Source organism: Nocardia sp. NPDC020380, from assembly GCF_044386975.1.
In the GTDB taxonomy this organism is placed as follows: Bacteria; Actinomycetota; Actinomycetes; order Mycobacteriales; family Mycobacteriaceae; genus Nocardia.
The window spans coordinates 266,966-281,710 of sequence record NZ_JBIRVQ010000011.1; the positions used below are offsets into that span (position 1 = coordinate 266,966).

At 67.2% G+C, this 14,745-nt stretch carries 13 protein-coding genes; 3 read left to right on the forward strand and 10 right to left on the reverse strand.

Going from position 1 to position 14,745, the window contains the following annotated elements:
* Positions 1–2: 2 nt before the first annotated feature.
* Entirely contained in the window at positions 3–809 is an 807-nt protein-coding gene (locus ACH438_RS30320; protein WP_397011329.1) for an SAM-dependent methyltransferase, read from the reverse strand.
* A gap of 131 nt (positions 810–940) precedes the next feature.
* Between ACH438_RS30320 and ACH438_RS30325 the strand changes: the two genes are divergently transcribed.
* Positions 941–2,251, forward strand: coding sequence for a diguanylate cyclase domain-containing protein (locus ACH438_RS30325; RefSeq protein ID WP_397011332.1), 1,311 nt, complete (start codon positions 941–943; stop codon positions 2,249–2,251).
* Here ACH438_RS30325 and ACH438_RS30330 read toward each other — a convergent pair.
* The 3 genes from ACH438_RS30330 to ACH438_RS30340 all read right to left on the reverse strand — a co-directional run bounded on the left by ACH438_RS30330 (position 2,246) and on the right by ACH438_RS30340 (position 6,272).
* Complete coding sequence (locus tag ACH438_RS30330) at positions 2,246–2,986, reverse strand: DUF5995 family protein (protein ID WP_397011517.1); 741 nt, start codon at positions 2,984–2,986, stop codon at positions 2,246–2,248. The two genes, ACH438_RS30325 and ACH438_RS30330, sit on opposite strands and share 6 nt — an antisense overlap.
* 9 nt (positions 2,987–2,995) lie before the next feature.
* On the reverse strand, positions 2,996–4,882 hold the full coding sequence (gene fadD32, locus ACH438_RS30335; RefSeq protein WP_397011519.1) for a long-chain-fatty-acid--AMP ligase FadD32: 1,887 nt from the start codon (positions 4,880–4,882) through the stop codon (positions 2,996–2,998).
* Positions 4,883–5,027: 145 nt separating this feature from the next.
* The gene (locus tag ACH438_RS30340; protein ID WP_397011334.1) at positions 5,028–6,272 is read right to left on the reverse strand and encodes a KasA/KasB family beta-ketoacyl-ACP synthase; all 1,245 of its coding nucleotides are present in this window, start codon (positions 6,270–6,272) and stop codon (positions 5,028–5,030) included.
* 334 nt (positions 6,273–6,606) lie between these two features.
* Here ACH438_RS30340 and ACH438_RS30345 point away from each other — a divergent pair, with 334 nt between their 5' ends.
* Positions 6,607–7,602, forward strand: a complete 996-nt coding sequence (locus ACH438_RS30345) for an acyl-ACP desaturase (protein WP_397011336.1) — start codon at positions 6,607–6,609, stop codon at positions 7,600–7,602.
* Between the two features lie 9 nt (positions 7,603–7,611).
* Here ACH438_RS30345 and ACH438_RS30350 read toward each other — a convergent pair whose 3' ends face one another.
* The 6 genes from ACH438_RS30350 to glpK form a co-directional block, all read right to left on the reverse strand.
* The gene (locus tag ACH438_RS30350; RefSeq protein WP_397011338.1) at positions 7,612–7,782 is read right to left on the reverse strand and encodes a hypothetical protein; all 171 of its coding nucleotides are present in this window, start codon (positions 7,780–7,782) and stop codon (positions 7,612–7,614) included.
* A gap of 76 nt (positions 7,783–7,858) precedes the next feature.
* Positions 7,859–8,629: an ArsR/SmtB family transcription factor gene (locus ACH438_RS30355; RefSeq protein ID WP_397011340.1), complete on the reverse strand. Its 771-nt coding sequence runs from the start codon at positions 8,627–8,629 to the stop codon at positions 7,859–7,861.
* 393 nt (positions 8,630–9,022) lie between these two features.
* On the reverse strand, positions 9,023–9,334 hold the full coding sequence (locus tag ACH438_RS30360) for a hypothetical protein (protein ID WP_397011342.1): 312 nt from the start codon (positions 9,332–9,334) through the stop codon (positions 9,023–9,025).
* A 174-nt stretch (positions 9,335–9,508) separates the two neighbouring features.
* Positions 9,509–10,339 (reverse strand): MIP/aquaporin family protein, encoded by an 831-nt coding sequence (locus ACH438_RS30365; protein ID WP_397011344.1) that lies wholly within the window; start codon positions 10,337–10,339, stop codon positions 9,509–9,511.
* 203 nt (positions 10,340–10,542) lie between these two features.
* Positions 10,543–12,219 carry a glycerol-3-phosphate dehydrogenase gene (gene glpD, locus ACH438_RS30370; protein ID WP_397011346.1) on the reverse strand — a complete coding sequence of 559 codons (1,677 nt, stop codon included), beginning with the start codon at positions 12,217–12,219 and terminating at the stop codon, positions 10,543–10,545.
* 49 nt (positions 12,220–12,268) lie between these two features.
* On the reverse strand, positions 12,269–13,792 hold the full coding sequence (glpK, locus tag ACH438_RS30375) for a glycerol kinase GlpK (RefSeq protein WP_397011348.1): 1,524 nt from the start codon (positions 13,790–13,792) through the stop codon (positions 12,269–12,271).
* Positions 13,793–13,963: 171 nt separating this feature from the next.
* Here glpK and ACH438_RS30380 point away from each other — a divergent pair, with 171 nt between their 5' ends.
* A complete protein-coding gene (locus ACH438_RS30380; RefSeq protein WP_397011350.1) occupies positions 13,964–14,728 on the forward strand; it encodes an IclR family transcriptional regulator in 765 nt (254 codons plus the stop codon).
* Positions 14,729–14,745: the final 17 nt, after the last annotated feature.

The following is a 14,745-nucleotide window of genomic DNA, read 5'->3' on the forward strand; positions in this document are numbered from 1 at the left end:
ACTCAACCCTTCTGGGCGAGACCGCCGTACGCGCCCGAAGCCTCCGGATTCGCGCCGACATCCTCCGGATTGTCCGGGCGCCACAGCGGCAGATGCACCAAACCGGGCTCCAGCAGCGTCCAGTCCTGGAAGTAACCGGCGATCTCGTCCTTACCGCGCAGCACGATCTCGGTGGAGGTACGGCCCGAAAGTTTCTGCGCTTCCAGCACTTCCGCGGGCTGGCCGTCGGCGGTGGCATGGGTGATGGAGACGTAGCTACCGGGCGCCGCCACCTCCAGCAGCCGGGACACCGCGGCGGCCGGATCGGCGGAGTCCGGCACGAAATGCAGGACGCCGAGCAGTAATACGGCGACCGGTCGGTTGAAATCGAGCAGATCCTTCGTCCCCGGATCCGACAGAATCGCCTCCGGATCCGCGACATCCCCGGCAATCACGATGGCGCGGTCATTCCCCGCGAGGATGGCCTGACTGTGCGCCACCGCCACCGGATCGATGTCCACGTAAACCACTCGGGCTTCGGGGTTTCGGGCCTGCGCGACCTCGTGCACATTGCCGACGGTGGGAATACCCGAACCCAGATCCAGGAACTGGTCGATACCGGCATCGGTGAGATAGCGGACCACGCGACGGAGCATGTCGCGGTTGGCGCGCATGGTTTCCGCGACATTCGGGGTGAACTGCTCGATCATGCGGGCCAATTCGCGGTCGATCTCGAAATTATGCATGCCGCCGACGAAATAGTCGTATACGCGGGAGGCACTCGGTCGGTCCAGATCGATACCTTCGGGAGCCCAACTCGGCCTGGTCATCGGAGCCACTACCTCTCTCGAACCGAACGAATCGGCATTTCAGCCAATTCCGAAGCGCCGCAATGGTATCCCACCACGGTGAAAAGGGGTGGTGTTCACGTCACCGACCGGTCGGGCTACCATCAATTCTCATGGCGTCGGATCCCGGGGGCGGGCCGGATCAGCGCAGCCCGCACGCCGCACTGGTCGAACAGTGGGCCGCTGCGTTGGAGGGCGGGACCCGCGACCATGTGGTGCCCATGAGCCGCCATGAGGCGCGCGGTCTGCTCGACCGCCTGGCGCGCGAATTCGTCGCCGCCGCACACGATGACGGAACTCCGGACAGGGCGACCAGTCTGGGCGTCGAGCTGGCGCGGGCACATTTCGTCGGAAACGAGGTGCTGGGGCGCAGCATCACGGCATTGCAGACCTATTGCGCGCAGCAGGCCGATATTCCGGCGACCCGCGCGGCGGCGCTGGTGGGCGCCTTCACCACCGGATACGTGCGGGCCTTCCGGGGCTGGCTGCTGGCCGAACAGGAAAGCGTGCGCGCCGCGGACATGGCGGCGCGATTACGGGTTCAGGAACAACTGCGGGCGAGTGAGGCGCGATTCCGGGCGGTGTTCGCCCAGGCCGGAATTGGGACCGGATTGTCCGATATGACCGGTCGCATCATCGAAGTCAACGCCGCCTTCGCGAACATGCTCGGCTATACACCCGCCGAGATGTGCGCGCTCGACGTCACCGACCTGACCCACCCCGACGACGATGCGCACATGTGGGCGCTCTACTCCGCGGTGGTGCAGGGCGATGTCGACAATGTCCACCTGGAGAAGGCCTATCCGCATCGGGACGGCACCACCGTGTGGACCAAGATCAATGTCTCGCTCATCCGCGACGACGAGGGCCGGCCGCAGTACACCCTGATCCTGGTCGAGGACATCTCCGAACAACGGGTGCTGCGCGAACGCCTGCAATACCGCGCCCACCACGACCAGCTCACCGGGCTGGCCAATCGATCCCGCTTCTTCGACGCCCTCACCGCCGCCTTCGACGAGCCCGGCGCCCGGATCGGGCTCTGCTACGTGGATCTGGACCGCTTCAAGGCCGTCAACGACACCTACGGGCACGCGGTCGGCGATCAGGTGCTGAAACAGGTCGCCGCCCGGCTGGACGCCTGTACCACCGATCCCGGCCAATTGGTGGCCCGCATGGGCGGCGACGAATTCGTCATCCTCGTACCGCACGCCGGCGCCGACGTCGAGGAGCTGGCCCGGTCCGTGCGCGCGAAGTTCAACCGCCCCTTCGAGGTCCAGGGCCGGCGGCTCACCGTCACCGCCAGCGTCGGCGTGACCGCCGAACACGCCGCGCACACCACCGCCGATCATCTGCTGCAGGCGGCCGATTACAGCATGTACTGGGCCAAGGCGGTGGGGCGCAGCACCACTCGCACCGCCCTATAGCGCGTGGATCCGCGCCAGGACGTCGAAGGCGATATCCGCGGTCCCGAAGAGCGCGCCGACCGCCGCCTCGGTCGCATCGCGCAGCGCCGGGTCCTGTAGCGCCAGGCCGTTTCCGAAGATCACCACATTCGCGGACTGGTCGGCGAACACCAGCAGCGGCCGGGTGGCCACACCCTTGCCCAGCAGCAGGTCCAAGCCCTCGCCGAGGAAGTAGAAGCGCCACAGCGGGCCGATATCGGCCTGGTAGACCTGCTTGGTGTCATCGATGATCAGAGCGCCCGCGCTCGCGATAGCGGTCACGATCTTGAAGTAGTCGGCCGCGTTCTCCGGCCGGGAGCCGACCGCCGCGATCGAATGCGCGAGATCGACCACCAGGTGCGCGTCGTAGCCCACCATGGCCGTCCGCGCACCGGAAACCTCGCACTGCGCGGCCAGCTCGAAGAAGCGGGTCCAATGCGGCGCCACCACACCGCCGGTGAACTCGCCGTGCAGATTGTCCAGATACCGGGTCAGCAGGTCCAGGCTGAGCCGATGCGCGTACTCCGGATCCTGGAAGGCTCCCGGATCCCGTTGCAAGGGCATGACCGCCGCCTGCTCCACCGCGTCGGCTGTGCGAGAGAACGTCCGGCGAAACCCCGGATCGGCGCACCACGCCCCCGGCCCCCGATGAGCCGGGCGAAACGCCGCGTGGGGCGTCGCAGCTGGTGCGACGCCCCACGCGGGCGGATCGAATATCGGCCCGGCTCAGTCGGATTCGTCGGGGAACGCCTGCTGCCGGTGACCGCCGCGGAGGGTGCCCTCCAGATAGGCGGTGCGGCAGGCCCGGCGAGCGATCTTGCCGCTGGACGTGCGCGGAATGGAACCCGCCGGCACCAGCAGCAGATCGCGGACCGTGACACCGTGCCGCTTGGCAATGGCCGCGCGGACGGTCTCGGTGATCGGGTCGGCATCGAGTTTCGCTGCGCCGGTACCGCGTTCGGCCACGATGACCAGCTGCTCGGCGGTATCGCCGGGATCGGCGGCGGGAGCGCCGTCGGCCGCGGAGACATCGACGGGCAGCTGGTTCGCCGAAACCGAGAAGGCCGCAACGAATCCGGGCCGCAGGGCGGTGCTGGACTCCTGCGCGGAGTACTCCAGATCCTGCGGGTAGTGATTGCGGCCGTCCACGATCACCAGATCCTTGACGCGGCCGGTGATGTACAGCTCACCGTCCAGGTACGCGCCGAAATCGCCGGTGCGCATCCAATTCGCGTCCGGGTCCGCACCTTCGGCATGACTGTGCGACTGCCGGCTGGTGACCCGATTACGGAAGGTGGCCAGGCTCTCCTCGGGCCGGCCCCAGTAACCGATGCCCATGTTCTGGCCGTGCAGCCAGATCTCGCCGACCTCGCCCTCCGGCTTCTCCGCACCGGTCTCCGGATCGACGATGACCGCCCACTGCGACAGCGAGACATAACCGCAGGACACCTGGGCCACAGCCTGATCCGCGTGCTGATCGACCTCCACCATGCGACCGGCGTTCAGCTTGTTGCGGTCCACGTAGACCACGCGGGCCTCGTCGTCGCGGCGGGTGGCGGAGACGAACAGCGTCGCCTCGGCCATGCCGTAACAGGGCTTGATCGCCGTCTTGGGCAGGCCGTACGGGGCGAAGGCGTCGTTGAACTTCTTCATCGACGTCACCGATACCGGCTCGCTGCCGTTGATCAGGCCGATGACATTGGAGAGGTCGAGTTCCTCCCCCGCCTTCGGGAGGCCGCGCGCCGCGGCGTGCTCGAACGCGAAATTCGGTGCGGCCGCGAAGATCTCGGCCCCGTCCTCCTGCGCCGCCAGCTCCTTGATCCAGCGGTACGGCCGCCGCACGAAGGCACTCGGCGACATGATGGTGATGTACTTGCCGCCGATGGTGGGGAGGATGACCGTCAGCAGCCCCATATCGTGGAACAGCGGCAGCCAGGTCACCCCGCGCGCCTTCTCGGTGATGCCGATGGCCCGGATCATCTGGAACAGATTGGTGCCCACGGCCCGGTGCGTGATCTCCACGCCCGCCGGGGTGCGCGTCGACCCGGAGGTGTACTGCAGATAGGCGACGTCGTCCATCTGCAGATCCGGGCGCACCCAGGTCTCGCCGACGCCGTCCGGCACCGCCTCCACCGCGATGATGCGCGGGCGCTGCGGCGCGGGCAGGTGCTTGAAGATGTCACGGACCCCGGAGGCCGCCGTGGCGACCGTCAGGATGGCCGACGGCGTGCAGTCGTCGAGCACCCCGTGCAAACGGTCGGAATGCCCTTGCTCATCCGGATCGAACAGCGGCACGGCGATATTGCCCGCGTACACCGCGGCGTACATGGCCACGACGTAGTCGAGGCCCTGGGGCGCCAGAATCGCCACCCGGTCGCCCGGCTGCGTGACCTGCTGCAGCCGGGCGGCCACCGCGCGCAGCCGGACGCCGAAGCGGTTCCACGTGATGTCGTGGACCTCGCCGTCGCGTTCCCGCGAATAGTCGATAAAGCGGTAGGCGAGCTCATCCCCGTTCGCGGCGGCGTGCCGGTCGACCAGATCGATCATGGTCTTGTCCTCGGGGAGGCTGATGTTGCCTCGCTCGTCCAGAAAGTCTTCAAAGGTCTCGCCGATCATTCCCTATCCTTTTTCAACTCACAGCCGTGACTGTGCAGTGACACCGAACAAGAATCGACACCGAAGGCCCGGAAGTTGCTGGGGCTGGGGAACTCTAACAGGTGCCGAGATCCCGCGTCACTCAGAACCAACCGGAGACCGCTCAGTAGCGGCCGAAGGCCAGGGCCACGTTGTGCCCGCCGAAACCGAAGGAGTTGTTCAGGGCGTAGTCGTACTGGCCGGAACGCGCTTGGCCGGAGACCACGTCAAGGTCGATTTCGGGATCCTGATTGTCCAAATTCAGAGTGGGCGGGATGATTCCGTCCCGCACGCTGAGCACGGTGATGACCGATTCCAGCGCGCCGACAGCACCGATCGAATGCCCGAGCGCGGACTTCGGCGCGTACACCGCGGCATGGTTGCCGACGGCTTGCTTGATGGCGTTCGCCTCCGCGGTATCACCGATCGGAGTGGCGGTCGCGTGTGCATTGATATGCGTGACATCGGATTTCGAAATCCCCGCGTGCTCCATGGCCCGGGCCATGGCGCGGGCCGCGCCGGTGCCCTCCGGATCCGGGGCCACCAGATGGAAACCGTCCGAGGTGATACCGGCGCCCATGAGCCGCGCGTGAATGGTCGCGCCGCGCGCCTTGGCGTGCTCCTCGGTCTCGATGACCATGAGCGCGCCGGCCTCACCGAAGACGAAACCGTCGCGATCCTTGTCGAACGGGCGCGAGGCGGCCTTCGGATCGTCGTTGCGGGTGCTCATGGCGCGCATCATCGAGAAGCCCGCAATGGGCAGCGCCTGAATGGATCCCTCGACACCACCGGTGACCACGATGTCGGCGTCACCCATGACGATCATGCGCCAGGCGTTCGCGATCGCCTCGGAACCGGAGGAACAGGCCGAAACCGGCGTGGTGACACCGGCCCTCGCATGCAGTTCGGTACCCACGCACGCGGCCGGGCCGTTCGGCATGATCGACTGCACGGTCAGCGGCGAGACCTTGCGGTAACCGCCGTTGACCAGCTTGTCCCGCGCGGCCATCAGCACTTCCGCACCGCCGAGACCGGTGCCGATCGCGACGCCCAGCCGGTCCCCGTCCACCTCGGGACTGCCCGCATTGCGCCAGACTTCGCGGCTCAGATGGACCGCCATCTGCTCGACATAGGACCAGCGGCGGGTCTCGTCGCGTGTCATCAGGTCGCGGGGGTTGACCTTGAGGTGGCCGCCGATGCGGACCGGGAGTTCGAAGTCGTCGAGGAAGCTGTCCTCGAGCACGTCGATCCCGCTCTCTCCGTTGAGTAGTCCCTTCCAGGTCGAGTCGACATCACCCGAGATGGAGGTGGTCGCCGCGAGCGAGGTGACGACGACGCTGGGAAACGTACGACGGTTGGGGGTCTGCATGTTCTTCACTCTCCGTAGCAATGCTCCGGCGAACCAGATTTCGATCCGCGTGGGCTGTCAAGGACTGGTTTGGAACTAGCGAGCGGACCCGGCCATCAAAACATTGGCGGGGGATGGAGCCAATCTGCGGCGAACTGGGCTAGATTATCCGAGGCGAAGCCGACCAGTCTCCTCGAGCGACACGCGGGCATCCCCGGATCTCTTCCCGACGGCCCCTTCGCCGCGGCGGCAAGCGCCTGAAATTCCAGCATTCCACAGTCGGACAGCATCCGACAGCCTTTGATCATCACTATCTTTCCGCAGTACCGAGCCATTTCGAGGGAGGCACACGATCGTGGCCAGGAATCTGACGCAGCTCGAGTTGCTCATCGAGCTGGAGCCGATCGCCGAAGCTAATGTGAACAGGCATCTATCCATGGCCAAGGACTGGCACCCACACGACTACGTCCCGTGGGATGAGGGTCGCAACTTCGCAGCTATGGACGGCATCGACTGGGATCCAGCGCAGTCCAAGCTCAACGAGGTCGCCAAGGCCGCCATGATCACCAATCTGCTCACTGAGGACAATCTGCCCAGCTATCACCGGGAAATCGCCGAGAACTTCTCCCAGGACGGCGCCTGGGGCACCTGGGTCGGCCGCTGGACCGCCGAGGAGAACCGGCACGGCATCGTCATCCGCGACTACCTCGTGGTCACCCGCGGCGTGGATCCGGTGGCGCTGGAACAGGCCCGGATGATCCACATGACCAACGGCTACCAGCCGGCCGCGCTGATCAAGCAGCACGCCGGAACCGAACGTGTCCCGACCGCTGCCGGATTCATGTATTCCGTCGCCTATGTGACATTTCAGGAATTAGCGACTCGCGTTTCTCATCGCAATACCGGCAAAGTCTGCAATGACCCCATAGCGGATCGGATGTTGCAGCGCATCGCCGCCGACGAGAACCTGCACATGATCTTCTACCGCAACATGTGCGGCGCCGCGCTGGACCTCTCACCCGATCAGGCCATCGGCGCCATCTACGACATCATCCGCACCTTCCAGATGCCCGGCGCCGGCATGCCCAACTTCCGCCGCCACGGGGTGCTCATGGCCAAACACGGAATCTACGACCTCCGTCAGCATCTGGAGGAAGTGATCCTGCCCGTGCTCAAGAAGTGGAACATCTTCGAACGCACCGACTTCGGGCCGCGCGGCGACCAATCCCGCAATGAATTGGGCGAATTCATCGAAAAGCTCCGCAAGGACGTCGTCCGGTTCGAGGAACAGCGCGACCGGTCCCTCGCCCGCGAGGCCGCTCGCGGGAAGGAACCGGTCACCATCGGCTGACCCGGGAAATCAGTGCCGCGCCGGAATCACTTCCGGTGCGGCATTTTTCGTTTCCGGATCCTTGATATCGCGCAGCCGGGCCGCGATCGGGACGGCGGCCAGGAAAGCCAGTGCGGCACACGCCAATGCGAGCCGGACGGAACCGTTCTCGAAAGTGAGCAGCGAACCCGCCACCGCCACACCCAGCGCACCACCGAACTGCCGCGACGCATTGAAGGCCGCGGGTTTCCTGCGCCCAGGGAGGGTTGACGCGATATCACGCGCCGCGGGCGGTCGGGAGAGAGCGGGGATCAGGGGCAGGGGATTCCGCGGCCGACTCGGTGGCGGCGCGGTCCACGCCCGCCACACGTGACAGGGCCTCCCAGCCTGCCGGGGTGAAAACTACTGCGCGGTTGGGCTTTTCGCTGGCACACCACTTCTCGTCGTACATGCGTTGCAGGACCAGGGCGCCCAGGCCACCAGCCAGGTGGTAGCGGCGCTGCGACCAGTCCAGGCAGGCGCGGATGGGTGGGCGGCGACCGTGGCCCTGGAGATCGGAGGCTTCGATGCCGAGTTCGGTGAGCAGAGGGTGCGGGTGGGTGGTGGCCTGCCATTCGCCCCCAACCATATCCAGGGCATTCCCGTCGCAGAGGGAATCGAAGACCGCGACACCCACCGCACCGGCGAGGTGGTCGTAGCAGGTGCGGGCAATCTTCATAGCCCGGCTCGCACGGGCGCCGCGCAGTGACCGCACCGGCGTGATCGGGGCGATGACGGCCAGCGATTCCAACGCGGGCACCACATCGGGCGCAATGATCCGGTAGTAGCGGTGCCGCCCGTATCGTTCCGCACCCAGCCAGCCCTGCGCGACCAGCTTCGCGAGATGCTCACTCGCGGTCGCCGCGCTCACGCCAGCCGCGCGAGCCAACTCCCCCGCAGGTTGCGCACGTCCGTCGGCCAGCACCATGAGCATGCGTGCCCGCGCTGGGTCCGCCAGCAGCCGCGCCGCGGCGGAGATATCCACATCGCCATCTTTGATCGGCTCCATGAACCCAGTGTCCCGCGCCCACGCTTCGGTGCCAGCCGAAGTATCCGAGCCAGACCGCCCCCCGGGCGAGAGCCGACTCCGGCATGAGCGCCCGGCGCGGCAGTAGCAGCGGCCTGGCCAGCACGAACAGCCCGACCAGGAACAGCGCCGCACGCACGCCGATCACCGCGCCGACGAAACCCCAACCACACGGTCATCAGCGCGATCGACGAACGCGGCCGGCACTGTCACCAACGCCCCAGCCGCAGCACATCCGCCCCGATCATGACGGGCCGCTTCCGCCGGACTCCGCAGCGGTCACAGCCCATGGTTGTAGCGGAAGGCGCGGTCGCTCATAGCAATCGGGCCCGCGTTGGTGCGGGCCCGAGCTGTGTAGCGAATTCGATTGGGTGGTCAGGCCTTTCGGTCTGCCACGGCCCAGGCGGCCACCGCGACTACGCCCGAGACGACGGCGACCGAGGGCCAGGCGCCGATCTTCTTGGCCAGCGGGTGGGAGGCGCCCATCGCGCCGATCGAGAGGCCGACCAGGGCGGCCGCGCCGGGGAGGCCGGCGGCCTTCTTCCAGCGCGGTACCGCCGCACCGACGCCCGCGGCGAAGACCGCGCCGCCGAGCTGACGCTGCTTGGTCGCTTGCGCGAGCGCGAAGCCGCCGGTGAGTCCGCCGGCCGCCAGCAGCGACGTAGGTACCGAGGGAATGCGAGCCATCTGTACTACCTCCAACGCATACGAAAGCCGGGCTTCTTCGCACCGGCCCTTCGACCCTAACCCTCGAGCGAGAGTGCGGGATTCAAGGGTTTTGACCTGCGGCTCATGCGAATCGGCCCGCCTCCGCCGCTACGGAACCGGGCCGATCGAGAGTCCGACGGGAGGACCCCCGCCTTACAGGAAGACCTGCGCCGCCAGGCCGGCGAGCGCGCCGCCGACCAGCGGGCCGAGGACCGGAACCCAGGCGTAGCTCCAGTCGGCGTTCTTCTCGGTCGAGGACACCGGTTCGCCCGGGCTCTCGTCGATGACGCGCTGGGCGCCGCCGCCCACCGTCGTCTCGGCCGGAATGCGTTGCGGCAGAATGTTCGCCGCGCGGCGGGTGGGCAGCAGGGCGTAGGCGATGCGCGGGCCGAGGTCGCGGGCCGGGTTGATGGCGTAGCCGGTCGGGCCGCCGAGCGAGGCGCCGATGCCGACCACCAGCAGGGCCGCGGCCAGCGGGCCGAGGCCGCTCGGGGTGTGGCCGAAGGCCAGGATCACCAGCACCAGCACGAAGGTGGCGACCACCTCGGTGAGGAAGTTCCACGGGTAGGAGCGGATGGCGGGCCCGGTGGCGAAGATGCCGAGCTTCTTGCCCTCGTCCGGCTCCTCGTCGAAGTGCCGCTTGTAGGCGATGTAGGCGGCGCACGCGCCGAGGAATGCGCCGACCAGCTGGCCGGACAGATAGGCGAGGGTATTGGCGAAGTTCACCGGAATTCCGGGGGCGTAATCGTCCGCGCCGGAGAAGAGCGTTCCGATGGTGACGGCCGGGTTCAGATGGCCGCCGGTCTTGTACGCGGCATAGACGCCGGCGAATACGCCGAGACCCCAGCCGAAGGTGATGAGCAGCCAGCCGCCGTCGAATCCCTTGGATTTGGTGAGCACCACATTGGCGACCACTCCCGCACCCAGCAGGATCAGCACACCGGTGCCTAGCGCCTCGCTGACGAATATCGAGCCGAAGTTCATTGATGTGCCTCCCGGTCGGCGTCGTTGCCACGCCGAAAAGGACTCGTGGCCCCTTTCAGCAAATCTCTAGAAACACGCTAGAGGTAATGTCGGCAAACGCACAAGTCCGGCGCGGTAGCGAATTCCGGTGGCGCGCAACCGCTTGCGCCGCGCCGGAGCAATTCTCCGGCGCGGCACAATCGATATTCAGGAATTGCGGGAAATCAGCTCACCGCGACCAGCCGGGCCGCATTGGCCGCCTCGTCGTCACGGGCCTCGTTGGCCGCGAGCTCGGCGTGCACGCGGTCGTAGTAGCGGTTGATCTCCGCATTGGTGCGCTCGTCGTCCCAGCCCAGGTGCGGGGCGATCAGGCGGGCGATCTCCGGTGCGGCGGTCAGGCCGCGGTCCGGCACCTCGATGGAGATGCGGGTGCGGCGGGTGAGCAGGTCGTCCAGGTGCAGCGCGCCCTCGTGGGTGGCGGCGTAGACGGCCTCGGCGGCGATGTAGTCGTCGGCGCCCGGAATCGGCTGTGCCAGTTCGGGAACCGCGGCGATGAGATCGAACAGCTCGTGGCTGAGCGAGCCGTAGCGGCCCAGCAGGTGCTCGACGGTCTCGATCGGCAGCCCGGCGCGCTCGGCGACCCCGGCGAGGTCGTCCAGCATGTCCTGGTAGCCGACGGCGCCCAGGATGGGCAGGTTCTCGGTCACCGACGGCGCGACATCGCTGCCCAGGCGCTCGGCCGCGGCATTGATGACGTCCTTGGCCATCACCCGGTAGGTGGTGTACTTGCCGCCCGCGATGACGAACAGGCCCGGTGCCGGCTCGGCCACCGCGTGCTCGCGCGACAGCTTGGAGGTCTCCTTCGACGCGCCGGTCATCAGCGGCCGCAGGCCCGCGTAGGTGCCGACGATGTCGGCGCGGGTGAGCGGTTCGCGCAGCAGCGAATTGATGTGGTCGAGGATGTACTGCACGTCGGCCGCGGAGGCGGTCGGGTGGTTCTTGTCCAGCGTCCAGTCGGTATCGGTGGTGCCGACGATCCAGTGCTCGGCCCACGGGATGACGAACAGGATGGACTTCTCGGTCTTCATGGCGATACCGCTGCCCAGGTCCAGGCGCTCGCGCGGGACCATGATGTGCACGCCCTTCGACATGCGGACGTGGAACGGGAAGTCGACGCCGGTCATCTTGATCATGTCGTCGGTCCACACGCCGGTCGCCGAGATCACGGTCTTGGCCCGGATGCTGTGCTCCAGACCGGTTTCCAGATCCATGACCTTCGCGCCGACGACCCGCTCGCCGTCCCGCAGCAGGCCGGTGACCTTGGTGCGGGTCAGCACGGTCGCGCCGTGCTGGGCGGCGGTGCGGGCGATCATCATGGTGTGGCGGGCGTCGTCGACCTGCGCGTCGTAGTAGCGGATGGCGCCGGTCATGGCGTCTTCCTTCAGCGCCGGAGCGAGTTCCAGCGCCTTGACCCGGCTCAGGTGCCGGTGCATCGGCACCGAACGGGCGCCGCCCATGGTGTCGTACAGGGCGATGCCGGCGCCGATGTAGAAGCGCTCGTAGTGCTTCTGCAGCGGGAACAGGAACGAGACCGGGTGCACCAGGTGCGGGGCCAGCTTGTTGAGCAGCAGGCCGCGTTCCTTCAAAGCCTCACGGACCAGGGCGAAGTCGAACTGCTCCAGGTAGCGCAGGCCGCCGTGGATGAGCTTGGACGAACGGCTGGAGGTACCGGCGGCGAAGTCGCGCGCCTCGACCAGGGTGACGGACAGGCCGCGCGAGGCGGCGTCGAGGGCGGCGCCGGCGCCGGTCACTCCACCACCGATGACCAGGACGTCGATCTCGGTGTCGCCGAGCGAATCAATCGCCCGGGCGCGGTAGGCGGGATCCAATTGAGCGGACACGAAATACTCCTTGCAATCGGGGTTGTGAGTCTGTTGCGGCAGCCCGGGTTCAGTCGTCATCGATATCGACCCAGTCGAGAGTGCGCGAGACGGCCTTGAGCCAGCGGCCGTAGCCCTTTTCGCGCTGCTCCTCGGTCCACGAGGGCTGCCAGCGTTTGTCCTCGTGCCAGTTGGCGACGAGTTCGTCTGTGTTGTTCCAGAATCCGACGGCCAGTCCGGCCGCGTAGGCCGCGCCGAGCGCGGTGGTCTCCGGCACCATCGGGCGCGAGACCGGGACGCCGAGGAAGTCGGCCTGGATCTGCATGGCCAGTTCGTTGGCGGTGACGCCGCCGTCGACGCGCAGGGTGGCGAGCTTGACGCCGGAATCGCGCTGCATGGCCTCGACCACGTCACGGGTCTGGTAGCAGATGGATTCCAGTGTGGCCCTGGCCAAGTGGGCATTGTTGGAGTAGCGGGACAGGCCGACGATGGCGCCGCGTGCGTCCGGCCGCCAGTACGGCGCGAAAAGACCCGAGAAGGCGGGCACGAAGTACACGCCGCCGGTGTCGGACACCTGCCGGGCCAGATTCTCGACTTGCGCTGCACCGCCGATGATTCCGAGCTGATCGCGCAGCCACTGCACGGCCGACCCGGTCACCGCGATCGAGCCCTCCAGCGCGTACGCCGGCTTCTCGTCGCCGAACTGGTAGGCGACGGTGGTCAGCAGGCCGTGCTGGGAGCGCACAATGTCTGTACCGGTATTCAGCATCAGGAAATTCCCTGTGCCGTAAGTGTTTTTGGCCTCACCCGGGCGGAAGCAGACCTGGCCGACGGTGGCGGCCTGCTGATCGCCCAGCACGCCGGCGATCTTCACCGCGCCCTTGAACGGGCCCTCCGGATTGGTGGTGCCGAAGCCCGCCGGGTTGGAGGACGGTGCGATGGCGGGCAGCATGGCGCGCGGGATACCGAACACCGCGAGCAATTCCTCGTCCCAGTCCAGGGTTTCGAGGTTCATGAGCATGGTGCGCGACGCATTGGTGGGGTCGGTGATGTGGACGCCGCCGTGCACGCCGCCGGTGAGATTCCAGATCAGCCACGAGTCGGGGGTGCCGAAGAGGGCGTCGCCGTTCTCGGCGGCCTCGCGCACGCCCGGAACATTGTCGAGGATCCACTTCAGCTTGCCGCCGGAGAAGTACGGCGCGGGCGGCAGTCCGGCCTTGGTGCGAATGAGGTCGGCGTGACCGGCCTTCTCGATCTCCGAGATGATGCGGTCGCTGCGGGTGTCCTGCCAGACGATGGCGTTGTAATAGGGGCGTCCGGTGCGGCGGTTCCACACGATGGTGGTCTCGCGCTGGTTGGTGACGCCGACGGCGACGAGGTCGCTCGCGGTGAGCCGGGCGCCGGCGAGGGCGCTCTTGATGACGGTGCGGGTGCGTTCCCAGATCTCATCGGGATTGTGTTCGACCCAGCCGGCCTGCGGCATGATCTGCTCGTGTTCGAGCTGATGGCGGGCAACCACGTTGCCGCCGTGATCGAAAACCATGAAGCGGGTGCTCGTGGTGCCCTGGTCGATGGCTCCGACGTACTGCGTCATCGCGGTCCTTTCCGGATTCTCGTCATTGAGTCCGTTTGCCTGGTGCCCGGGGAGGCGGTGGCGGGTGGACGCGATGCTGACGGCGCCCGACGTCCACGCTACGAAGAGATCGACAACTCGGACAGGCTTCCCGTTCGACAATGCCGAACGGTTTGCTGGTAGGTTACGGCTATGCCGGGCCCGATCCAGTCCATCGAGCGCGCCGCGGCGATGCTGCGGTTACTCGCGCGCGGCTCCGGACGCATGGGCGTCGGTGAGATCGCGGCGGCGCTCGGGCTCGCGAAACCCACCGCACACGGGATTCTGCGGACTCTCCAAGGCGTCGGGTTCGTCGATCAGGACCCGGTCAGCGGCAAGTACCAACTGGGCCCCGGCATCCAGGAACTCGGGGGCGGGCACCTGGATGCCAATGAATTGCGGTCGCGCGCCATCAATCGCGCGGACGCCCTCGCCGCCCGCAGCGGGGAATCCGTGCGCATCGCCGCACCCGTCGACGGCGAGATCAAGGTGGTGCACCACGTCTTCCGGCCCGACAACTCGGAACAGGAACTCGCCGTGGGCGAAATACTGCCCGCTCACGCAACGGCGCTCGGGAAAGTGCTACTCGCCTACGACGCCGAACTCACCGCCGCCGTGCGCGAGGGCGAGCTGACCGCGCTGACCCACCGCACCATCATCGCCAAACCCGCACTGGGACGGGCACTCACCGAGGTACGGCGCGCCGGCTGGGCGGGCGATATCGGCGAGTACCGTTCCGGTGAAGCGAGCATCGCCGCTCCGATCCGCTCCCGGGGCGGACTGGTGGCGGGAGCCATCGCCATCAGCGGGCCGATCGATCACCTCTGCGACGGGCAGTTGCGATTCCGGCCCGCACTGGTCGAGCAGGTGCGTAATGCGGCGCAGGCGGTGTCGCGGGATCTCGGTGGCGCACAATGATTTTCACGATCAGGAGA

Bases quoted from the DNA above. Each gene is read 5' to 3' on its own strand.
- ACH438_RS30320 (WP_397011329.1), bottom strand. From the start codon at position 809: ATGACCAGGCCGAGTTGGGCTCCCGAAGGTATCGATCTGGACCGACCG.
- ACH438_RS30325 (WP_397011332.1), top strand. From the start codon at position 941: ATGGCGTCGGATCCCGGGGGCGGGCCGGATCAGCGCAGCCCGCACGCC.
- ACH438_RS30340 (WP_397011334.1), bottom strand. From the start codon at position 6,272: ATGCAGACCCCCAACCGTCGTACGTTTCCCAGCGTCGTCGTCACCTCG.
- ACH438_RS30355 (WP_397011340.1), bottom strand. From the start codon at position 8,629: ATGGAGCCGATCAAAGATGGCGATGTGGATATCTCCGCCGCGGCGCGG.
- ACH438_RS30360 (WP_397011342.1), bottom strand. From the start codon at position 9,334: ATGGCTCGCATTCCCTCGGTACCTACGTCGCTGCTGGCGGCCGGCGGA.
- ACH438_RS30365 (WP_397011344.1), bottom strand. From the start codon at position 10,339: ATGAACTTCGGCTCGATATTCGTCAGCGAGGCGCTAGGCACCGGTGTG.
- glpK (WP_397011348.1), bottom strand. From the start codon at position 13,792: ATGACGCAGTACGTCGGAGCCATCGACCAGGGCACCACGAGCACCCGC.
- ACH438_RS30380 (WP_397011350.1), top strand. From the start codon at position 13,964: ATGCCGGGCCCGATCCAGTCCATCGAGCGCGCCGCGGCGATGCTGCGG.